Consider the following 4606-nt stretch of genomic DNA (forward strand, 5'->3'; position numbering starts at 1 on the left):
CGATTAAACACGTCAGGTGAATAGGACTAGCCAATGCAGCTCCAGCGAAGATCAGAGTAGCAGGGGCAAATAAAAACGGCCTAAACATCAGTCGCAGTCGGTATTACGTATAAATGATCTACTCATCTACGATGTCACTCGGCTGGCCTTGTCCAGCGATTACTGCATTTGCCCTGCCTGTCCTAAATCTCCATTTTTGATAATCGGATGCAATACTCGGAGCTGATTCAGTAATAAGTCCAGCCGCCAAAAGAATTATCCAAACTGCAAAATCGGATCCAACCTCCATCCTTGGAAAAACAAAATTAGTCCAACAATTGAGGACCAGTTAAGCGACGCATTGACCACCAGACATTGTTGCAACTACATCCTGTGTAGCGAAAAGTCTCTCCAATATCAATCACAACATGTCTTACGTCAGAACGGGCCATCAACCCAATTTGAGAGATGAACTCTCACCAGGCTCAGCAAGAATGTAGTGAGATGTGGTTCCCGTCGAGCTGTGGCCGAGCGTCGCCGAAAGGGTGAAAACATCCACCCCCCGCCGAATTGCATGAGTGGCATGGGTGTGGCGGCAACGGTGCGGGTGGAGCCGGACGTTTGCCTCCCGTCCCCACCTGGCCATGCGAGCGGCCACCGCCTGCTGGGTCAATGGGCCATTCCTTTTGTTACTTGGAAAAAGCCAGTCCTCAGGCTCGCCGCGGCCCAACGACTCGAACAACTTTCAGCGTGTCGTTGCTGACGCGGATGGTGCGGGGCTTGCTCCCCTTGCCGAGGAGGCGAACGTTGCCGCCCTCATCCAGCGGTTCGATGTCCTCCCACCGCAGACGGCACAGCTCCGATACGCAGCACCCGAGCAAATACGACCCGCGGACCATGACGTAGTCCCGCACTGCGATGGCTGACCCTTTTACCTTCGCGGCACTCCTGTCACAGCTGCTCGCGTAGGTTCCGACCCCCATCGGTAGAGGGCGCTCACCGCACTGACCCGCCGGTTGAACGAGCGCGGCATCAGCTCGCCGGACTCCACTTGTTTCCGCAGTCGGGACACCCAGTCATCCATCAGCGCGGGATCCAGCTCCCGCAAATGCAGGTGGGGGTGGTTCTGATCGCGCCAGCGGGTGAAGTGCCGCAGCTCTCGCCGGTAGCCGTCCTTGGTCTCCTGCGAGCCGGTGTGGGAGCACTGCTCCAGGAATCGCTTCAGGAGGAGCTTGTCCCCTCACAGCACGGCATCGGCCTGGGCGTCATCGAAGAGACGGCTGACGTACGCCAGGGCATCCGCCTTATCCAGCCCAGCGAAGACCGCTAGAATTTGTTTGGATCCGTTGTCTGGAAGGGTCTCGGGCGCCTGTGGCCTAATTCTGAGATCGCTTCCGGTAGAATGGTTGAAGGGGGACTTCCACCCCCCAGTAGTCATTTGGGTGATAGAAGTGACCAAACGACTTATGGGAAGTGGGTTTCAGAGAGAACCCTAGTCCTGATGGTGAGTCTGGACAAGCCTGGCAGAGCCGGATTGAGTCTGGTTTACTGATTATTGATGCAGCTTTTGATGCGTGCCCCGTAGAGCCCGCTCTGAAATGGCGTTGTGGGAGCAGCGCCTGAGGAACACCTGCGACAAGCGTCCGGGGTGGTCTGTGAGGGCCAATAGAGGCCGCGTCATGGTTGCCGTCGTTCAAGGCGAGAACTGGCAGCAGAAGACCCTCCCGAAGCATCTCCGCTGGGCAGAAGAGTGCGAGGAGGAGATCACTGAATGGCTGCGCGAGCTTTATCGCAACTGGGACAACGGAGCCGTCACCCTCGCGGTGGCTTTCAACGAAACCGCCAAAACAAGCGATCAAGTCGGAGAGCAGTTCACCGCCAGCTGGTCAGAGATCAAGGAGGCGTATCGAGTCCGGCTCATGGAAAGCGGCAACCGAATCCAGCTGGGCACCTGGCAATCGAATTACGAGGTTTATATCGACGCCGCCATTGCGGTTTTGAAGGAGAGCCGTCCAGCTGACGGCCCAACCTTGCTGCGCCTGACTGCTCGTCAGTGGGCTGATCACTATTCAGCCCGCGCTGTGTGCGTCTCGACCCTGAAAGGCTTCACCGAGTTCGCCGTGAAGGACACACGGTTCAGGGCTCCTGCCAGCTGGTTGATCGACGAATTTCACGCGAAGCCAATTCGGGGTGAGAAGCCTGAAAAGTTGGAGACGGCTGCCCTCGCTGACGAGGAGATCCTTGAGCTGATTCACGCCGTCGAAGCGCGCTGGGGCGAAGGCTGGCGCAATGTCTTAATCACACTTGTGGGTCTTGGGATCAGGCCGTTTGAGCTGACCAAGATCGAAGCGCGCACCAACAGCGAAGGGGTGCTCCAGATGTTCTCGACCTACCGAAAGGCTGGCGGCGCGACAAAGACCAAACCGCGCTGGCTTGAAGAGGTTCCCTTGGTGGTTGATGGCACCAGGCACGACTTCAACATCGCCGCACAGTGGAACTCATGGGCTTGGCCACAGACCCGAGATGGTGGCCGTCGTGAGATCACAGCCCACTACGTCGAGCAGTACCTGAAAAAGGTCGATCGCTGGAATCAACTCCGGCTGGAGTACGCCGAGGACGACCTCAAGGTTGTGCCGTACAGCCTCAGGAACGCATGGAATGTTCGGGCTCGATCGCTTGGCTTGCCGGATCAGGTGTTGACCCGCGCCTTCGGAAATACACCGGCGACCAACGTCAGGAGCTACAGGCAGACCACAGACGAGCTGACTAGGAAGGCGTTCCGTGACGCCCTAGGGCGTTGAGGTGACTTGACGTGAGTCCTAGGGTGATTGCAGACCCGGAACCACGGCGTGCGCGCTACCGGCTCGAAGAACAGGAACGAACAACCTCCCTCCCGTGAAGGAAGGATCTGATCTTCTGAACGCCTGGCGCGATCTAGGCCCTGAGGAGCGTCTTGCGCTTCATCAGGCCATCAAGGAGCGCCATGCCGCTGGGCTGGCAAAGCATCGCCCCAAGGTGTCGACTACACAGCTTGAGCGGTTCGAGCAGAAGACCAGGGACTATCGGCTTGAGGGGAAGACAGCCTGGCTTCAGCCGCATCGCCATGCTCTTCGCAGCTTTGCGGTGATGGCCTACCAAGCCGGTGCTGACGACCTTGACGATCTCCGCATCCTGCGAGTCCGGATCGAGGGTGAAGAACTGGACCGATTCCAGCGGGATCAATTCATGCGGGTTGCTCTCGCATGGCTCCGCCAGCTCGACAAGGTTTGTTCGATCCGTTTGAGCAAACAGCTCAATGGACCTTCTGGAAAGACAGAAACCCCCAACCCCCTCGACAAGTACAAGCCGCTCTAACTGGATCGGCACCATCGAGTTCAGCGAATGGCTGGGCATCCATCCACAGACAGTTCGCGCCATCAAAAAGATGGAGAACGGACCCTGGCGCAAAGGAATCCATTTCCGGACGACAGGCGTCAGTGGCAAAGGGCCAATTCAGTGGGACAAGCTCGCCGCTGAACAGGCGTGGACTGAGTTCCAGCAGACACCCGCGGTGAAGGTTGAAACCTTCAGCCGGGTGCCCAATCCAACCGTGCGCTGAAAGGGAGCCGACCCATGTCAGAGCACACCAATTCTGGCCCTCCAATTCGGTCAGGCAAAGGACGCCCCTGCCCAATCGATGACTGCCGTCGAGAGAAGGACGGCGATTGCAGCTGGAGCCGAGACGGCGAACAGGCGTGGTGTCACCACCCACGCCATGACATCCAGCCAGGCCATGTCATCGGCGACTGGGCCTTCACCGGCAACACCAAGGACGGCAGGTGCGCCCATTTCGTTCGGCACCGCGAATGCAACAACAGACCACACCGCAGAACCATCGTGACTTCACCGCCGAAGGGGTTCTCAGACCCCAAACCGGACCAGAAAAAAGACAAGCCTCAGCGGCTTTCCATAACTCAGATTGAGCTAGCGCGATGCGTGCCGAAGCCTCCAACGCCGTTCATTGAGGACGGCTCTAAGCGGGTCTTCAGGGACGTTGAGTTTCAGCTCGTCGCCAGCTGGGATCACAGCAAAACCCAATACGTCGAGCGGTGGGATGCCATTGACGGCACGAAGCTCTACAGGCCGCACCACCGCAACAACGGTGTCTGGATCCTTGGCGGTGGAGAAGCACCTTGGGGCCTCTACTGCCGCACTCTTAAGGAGTTGATCGAGGGGCAATTCCTCACTGAGTTCGAGGGCGAAAAGTGCAGCGAGATCGCTGAAGCTGCGGGCTACATCGCGATCAGCCAACCAGGCCACGCTCACAGCGTTGGCCAGATTGTTGATCGCTACCGCGCCTTAGTTGAGCTGGGCTGCGCGGGGATCATTTACTTCGCCGACAACGACAAAACCGGGGACGACAAGGCTGAGCGATGCAAAGAAGCCGCGCTCCAGGTGTCGCTGCCATTCATCGTCATCAGAGCAGCCGCCATCACCCCAGGGATCAAGGCCAAAGGCTCAATCGATGACGTTGACGATCCTGCCGATTTCATCGCCAGAGCCCACCAGCTGGCAGTGGCAGAACTGAACAAGCCGCAACTGTCTAAAGGCACGTTCTGGCAAGAGATCGAGGCCATCAAGACAGAGG

The 4606-nt window shown here is 58.1% G+C and carries 8 protein-coding genes; 4 read left to right on the forward strand and 4 right to left on the reverse strand.

What is annotated here, in order from left to right:
- Window positions 1-430: 430 nt before the first annotated feature.
- The 3 genes from ACGVJ8_RS01140 to ACGVJ8_RS01150 are packed head-to-tail and all read right to left on the reverse strand — an operon-like array spanning window position 431 to window position 1192.
- On the reverse strand, window positions 431-721 hold the full coding sequence (locus ACGVJ8_RS01140) for a tyrosine-type recombinase/integrase (protein ID WP_392345101.1): 291 nt from the start codon (window positions 719-721) through the stop codon (window positions 431-433).
- Window positions 690-893 (reverse strand): hypothetical protein, encoded by a 204-nt coding sequence (locus ACGVJ8_RS01145; RefSeq protein ID WP_392345102.1) that lies wholly within the window; start codon window positions 891-893, stop codon window positions 690-692. The genes ACGVJ8_RS01140 and ACGVJ8_RS01145 overlap by 32 nt, the downstream gene beginning before the upstream one ends.
- A 17-nt stretch (window positions 894-910) precedes the next feature.
- Window positions 911-1192, reverse strand: coding sequence for a site-specific integrase (locus ACGVJ8_RS01150; RefSeq protein WP_392345108.1), 282 nt, complete (start codon window positions 1190-1192; stop codon window positions 911-913).
- Between ACGVJ8_RS01150 and ACGVJ8_RS01155 the strand changes: the two genes are divergently transcribed.
- The 3 genes from ACGVJ8_RS01155 to ACGVJ8_RS01165 all read left to right on the forward strand — a co-directional run bounded on the left by ACGVJ8_RS01155 (window position 1094) and on the right by ACGVJ8_RS01165 (window position 3333).
- Window positions 1094-1309 carry a hypothetical protein gene (locus ACGVJ8_RS01155; RefSeq protein WP_392345103.1) on the forward strand — a complete coding sequence of 72 codons (216 nt, stop codon included), beginning with the start codon at window positions 1094-1096 and terminating at the stop codon, window positions 1307-1309. The two genes, ACGVJ8_RS01150 and ACGVJ8_RS01155, sit on opposite strands and share 99 nt — an antisense overlap.
- Before the next feature lie 349 nt (window positions 1310-1658).
- Window positions 1659-2780, forward strand: a complete 1122-nt coding sequence (locus tag ACGVJ8_RS01160; RefSeq protein WP_392345104.1) for a hypothetical protein — start codon at window positions 1659-1661, stop codon at window positions 2778-2780.
- A gap of 94 nt (window positions 2781-2874) precedes the next feature.
- The gene (locus ACGVJ8_RS01165; protein WP_392345105.1) at window positions 2875-3333 is read left to right on the forward strand and encodes a hypothetical protein; all 459 of its coding nucleotides are present in this window, start codon (window positions 2875-2877) and stop codon (window positions 3331-3333) included.
- A 294-nt stretch (window positions 3334-3627) separates the two neighbouring features.
- On the opposite strand, the gene ACGVJ8_RS01170 is transcribed toward ACGVJ8_RS01165, so the two are convergent.
- Entirely contained in the window at window positions 3628-3807 is a 180-nt protein-coding gene (locus tag ACGVJ8_RS01170; RefSeq protein ID WP_392345106.1) for a hypothetical protein, read from the reverse strand.
- 147 nt (window positions 3808-3954) lie between these two features.
- Here ACGVJ8_RS01170 and ACGVJ8_RS01175 point away from each other — a divergent pair.
- Window positions 3955-4606, forward strand: a 652-nt coding sequence (locus ACGVJ8_RS01175; protein WP_392345107.1) for a hypothetical protein, incomplete at its 3' end; no start/stop codon positions are given.

Source organism: Parasynechococcus sp. (genome assembly GCF_042954245.1).
Classification (GTDB): domain Bacteria; phylum Cyanobacteriota; class Cyanobacteriia; order PCC-6307; family Cyanobiaceae; genus Parasynechococcus.